Source organism: Micromonospora craterilacus (assembly GCF_003236315.1).
GTDB classification, from domain to species: Bacteria; Actinomycetota; Actinomycetes; order Mycobacteriales; family Micromonosporaceae; genus Micromonospora; species Micromonospora craterilacus.
Genome location: NZ_POTY01000373.1, coordinates 1 through 4034 on the forward strand (window position 1 = coordinate 1; position 4034 = coordinate 4034).

Genomic DNA, 4034 nt, shown 5'->3' on the forward strand with positions numbered 1-4034 from the left:
GGCAGGTACGCCGCCCCCTGCCCCCGCCAGGCGGTGACCAGCGTGTCGAGCGCGGCGAGGTGCCGGTGCGACAGCGCGGCCGGCGGCGCACCGAGTTCGTGGGCCCAGGCACGCAGCACCCGGCCGCGGACCGCGGGCGCGAGGTCGGCCAGCGCCTTGACCGCCAGCCCGCCGTCGGGATGCCGCGCCCCGATCAGCGCCTCGCCGGCCAGCCCGTCCAGTACGGCGTTGTCCGCCGCCACCAGCCGGGCGGTGCGGGCGAGGTTGTCCAGCACGCCTGGCCCGAGGGCCTGGACCAGCGCCGGCAGCACGTCGGACCGGACCCGGGATCGGGCGTACGCGGGGTCGCTGTTGTGCGGGTCTTGCCACGGGGTCAACCCGAGCGCCGCGCACGCCGCCCGGGTCTCCGCGCGACCGATCTCCAGCAGCGGCCGGACCAGCGGCACCCCGGCCAGGTCCCGACGCGGCGGCATCCCGGCCAGCCCGCGCGGACCGGCGCCCCGGGCCAGCGCGAGCAGCACCGTCTCCGCCTGGTCGTCCCGGGTGTGTCCGGTGAGCAGCGCCGCCGCGCCGTACCGCCCGGCCACCTCGGCCAGCGCCTGATAACGGGCCGTCCGGGCCGCCGCCTCGGGGCCGCCCGGCCGGCCGGCGACCTCGACCCGGACCACGTCCACGGGCGCGAGCCCGGCCTGCGCCGCCCACCGCGCCACCGCCTCGGCGCGCCGCGCCGACCCGGCCTGCAACCCGTGGTCGACGGTCACCAGGCCGGCGACGCGGCCCACCCGGGGCGCCACGAACGCGGCGGCCGCGGCCAGGGCGAGTGAGTCGGCCCCGCCGGAGCAGGCGACCAGCACCGGCCCGGCCACCGGCAGCTCGGTGAGCGCGCGGCGGACCGCGATCCGGATCGCGGCGACCGGCGGGGCGAGCGGAGCCATCGGCGCGGCGTGCTCAGCCGGCGGTCGGCACCGGGCCGACCGGCCCGTGCACCCGCGCCACCCAGGCGTCCGGTTCGCTCAGCTCGGTCAGGCGGGGCAGCGTCAGCGGCGACTCGAAGACCCGGTTGAAGCCGGCCATCCCGACCCGGTCGACCACCGCGTGCACGAACTTGCGGCCCTCCGCGTACTGCCGCATCTTGACGTCGATACCGATCAGCCGCCGGATCGTCTTCTCCACCGGGTTGCCGGCCTCACGGCGGCGGTTGAACCCGGCCCTGATCCGCTCGACGCTCGGGATCACCTGCGGGCCGACGCCGTCCATCACGAACTCGGCGTGCCCCTCCAGCAGGGTCATCAGTGCGGTCAGCCGATCCAGCACCGCCCGCTGCGCCGGCGTCTGCACGACGTCCAGCACGCTGGCCCGGCTCTCCGGGTTGCGGACCACGTCGGCGAGGGTGCCCACGCCCCGGCGCAGCCGGTCCAGCAGATGCTCGCCGCCCTGGGCGGCGTCCACGAACGCCTGCACCTCGCCCAGGAAGTACGCCCGCATCCACGGCACGGCGGTGAACTGCGTCCGGTGGGTCACCTCGTGCAGGCACACCCAGAGCCGGAAGTCCCGGGGGTCGGCCCCCAGCTTGCGCTCCACCTCGACGATGTTCGGCGCGACGAGCAGCAGCTGCCCCGGGTCGGCGGAGAAGACCTCGTACTGGCCGAGCACTCGACCGGACAGGTACGCCAGCACGGTGCCCGCCTGCACCCCGGTGATCCGGGAACCGACCGCCTCGGTCAACGCACCGGGCTGCTTGTCCTGGGCGAGCCGGCCGACCAGTGGGGTGATCACCTCACGCAGGCCGGCGATGTTCGTCGCGGCCCAGTCGCGCCGGTCGACCACCCGCACCGGCGGGTGCGCCACCTGCGACGTCAGCCCCGTGTAGTCGGCGACGTGCCCGGCCGCCTCGTCGGTCAACCGGCGCAGGTCGGCGACCACCTCGGTGGCCTCGGCGTACGACACCCGAGGGCCCGACTTACCCAGCGCCCCCGCGGTCGCGGTGGCCAGATCCCAGTCCACGAACTGCGCCATGCAACCCACCGTACCCGCGCCGCGACACCCACCCCGGGCTCGCCGGCCGGGACGGCGCAGACCGGACCGGCGGTTCGGCAAACAGATCGCCCCGCTCACCGGCCCGGTGTCTCGCCGCCCGGGCCGGTGTTTCGGCAGTCGGGTCAGTGGCAGCCGCAGGTGGCCAGGGCGGCGGCGATCCGATCGAGCGCCGAGCGGGCCGATTCCATCCCGTCCGGCGGTACCTGGTCGGTGAGCACGGCGAAGGTGAGCAGCCGTCCCTCGGCCGTGGTGACCACCCCCGCGATGGAGTGCACCCGGGTCAGCGTGCCCGTCTTGGCTCGGACCACCCCGGCACCGGCGGCCGTGCCCGGGGCGGCCCCGTAGCGGTCGCGCAGCGTGCCGGACCAGCCGCCGACCGGCAGCCCGCCGAAGATGCCGCCGAGTTCGGGCCGGTCGGGGCTGGCCGCGAGCGCCAGCGCCTCGGTCAGCAGCGCCGGACTGATCAGGTTCCTCCGGGACAGGCCACTGCCGTCGGCGAGCGTCAACCCGCCGGCCGGCAGGCCCAGCTCGGACACCACCTCGGCCATCGCGGTGGCGCCGCCGGCGTACGAGCCGGGCTCGTCGCGGGCCAGGGCGACCTGGCGGGCCAGCGCCTCGGCGACGATGTTGTCGCTTTCGCTGATCATGATGTCGACCAGGCGGATCAACGGCGGCGACTGCACCACGCCCAGTTCGGCGCCGGGCTCGGTGCTCTCGGCCGGCGCTCCGGTCGCCTCAGTCGGTGCCGCCGGGGCGGTGCCCTTCTGCACGGCGCTGTCCGGTACGCCGAGCAGGCGGGCGAAGGCCCGTCCGGCGGTCAGGTCCGGCTGGGGCACCCGCTCGGCCCAGCCCTGGCCTGCCTTCGGATCCTTCCGCGCGCCGTCGAGCATCAACGCGGTCACCGCGGCGCCGTATCCGCCGGTGGGGATGTCGTCGTCCCAGCCGGGCCCGTAAACCGGCCCCGGGTAGAGCGAGGAATCGACGAGGACCCGGCTCGGCGCGTTCCCGCCGAGCGCCGTACGCACCTGGTTGGCGAGGTCCTCCAGGCTGGCGGCTCCCGGGTAGAAACCCTTGGCGCCGGCCGCCAGGGTCGGGTCTCCGCCGCCGACGATGACCACCTCGCCCGGCTCGGCACCGGACACCGCCCGGGTCGGGATCCGGTAACCGGGGCCGCGGGCGGTGAGCACCGTCACCGCGGTCAGCAGCTTGGTCACCGACGCCGGCACGGTGCCCTCGCCGCCGCCACGTTCGAAGAGCGGCTGCCCGGTCAGCGCGTCGGCCACCGCCACGTTGACTCGACCGCCGAGGGCGGCGTCGCCGACCAGCGGGTCGAGTACCGCTCGCATCCCCTCGGCGCTGGGCATCGGTGCACCGACGTCGGCGGCGGCCAGCACCGCGACCGGCGCGGGCTCCACCGGCACGACGGTCGCGGGCCCGGCGTCACCGTCGCCCAGCCACCGTCCCACCGGCCCCGGGCGTACCACGACCAGCCCCACCGTGACCAGTACGAGCACCAGCACCGCGGCGAGCACCAGCGGCAGGCGCCGGCGGCCGGACGGCCGGGGAGGCACCGGGGCGGCCCCGGACGTCGGGGCGATCGGTCCGGGTGGGCCCGGCCGCTCGGGCGCCAGGGTCGCCCCCTGGCCGTTCTCCGGGCCGGTTCCCGCCGTCAGGTCCTGGGTCTGCTCGGCCAGGTTCGGCGACGCTCCGGGCGTCGGCCCGGGCGGCACGGACGCCGAACCGGTCGGCGGGGCAGCCCGGCCGACCGGACCAGCCGGGCTGGTCGGCACGGCCGCCTTACCGACCGGACCGGATGTCGGACTGTTCGGGGTGGGGTCCGGCCACGACGAGCCGGCCGGCGGGATCGGGGACTGGGTCCGGAACAGCTGCGCGTCGGGCACCGGGACCCGCCCGGTCGCCGGCTTCGCCGGCGGTTGGTTGTTACCACCTCCGGCAGCCCCGTCCGGACGGTAGTGTGAATCTTCCCTCCCCACGAC

General features: G+C 76.5%; 3 protein-coding genes. All 3 read right to left on the minus strand.

The genetic code is table 11. From position 1 onward, the window contains the following. On the minus strand, positions 1-935 hold a 935-nt coding region (gene tilS / locus C1I95_RS32395; RefSeq protein WP_111219729.1), incomplete at its 3' end, for a tRNA lysidine(34) synthetase TilS. A gap of 13 nt (positions 936-948) precedes the next feature. Further along, the gene (locus C1I95_RS32400) at positions 949-2016 is read right to left on the minus strand and encodes a zinc-dependent metalloprotease (RefSeq protein ID WP_111219731.1); all 1068 of its coding nucleotides are present in this window, start codon (positions 2014-2016) and stop codon (positions 949-951) included. 143 nt (positions 2017-2159) lie between these two features. Beyond that, complete coding sequence (dacB, locus tag C1I95_RS32405; RefSeq protein ID WP_438941358.1) at positions 2160-3635, minus strand: D-alanyl-D-alanine carboxypeptidase/D-alanyl-D-alanine endopeptidase; 1476 nt, start codon at positions 3633-3635, stop codon at positions 2160-2162. Positions 3636-4034 lie beyond the last annotated feature (399 nt).

Excerpts from the sequence above, each read along its gene's own strand:
- C1I95_RS32400 (WP_111219731.1), bottom strand. The coding sequence starts at position 2,016 with ATGGCGCAGTTCGTGGACTGGGATCTGGCCACCGCGACCGCGGGGGCG.